This is a genomic window from Streptococcus oralis (genome assembly GCF_001579025.1).
GTDB classification, from domain to species: Bacteria; Bacillota; Bacilli; order Lactobacillales; family Streptococcaceae; genus Streptococcus; species Streptococcus oralis_X.
On record NZ_KQ970256.1, the window covers coordinates 1 to 276 of the forward strand.

Sequence of the window (276 nt, forward strand, 5' to 3'; positions counted from 1 at the left end):
TTGAATGGTAAAGAGCTTGTGGCTGATGCTTATACTTTCGAATTGAAAGAAAAAGATGCGGTTGTAGCAGAAGCTAAGAACGCTGCTTCAGGCGAAGTTGTCTTCAACGTCAACTACACAGAAGCAGGAGAGCACACTTACACTATTACTGAGAAATCAGGAACAGAAGCAGGTGTGACCTACTCAACAGAATCTTACACAGTTAAAGTAACTGTAGCAGATAACGGTCAAGGTCAATTGGTTGCGACTGTAGAAAATCCGAATGCAGAACGTATC

1 protein-coding gene is annotated in these 276 nt (G+C 42.0%); it reads left to right on the forward strand.

Features of this window, described 5'->3' with window-relative positions; genetic code table 11:
- Nucleotides 1-276 (forward strand): Spy0128 family protein (locus SORDD27_RS09505; RefSeq protein ID WP_330997346.1); only part of this gene is annotated, 276 nt, incomplete at both ends.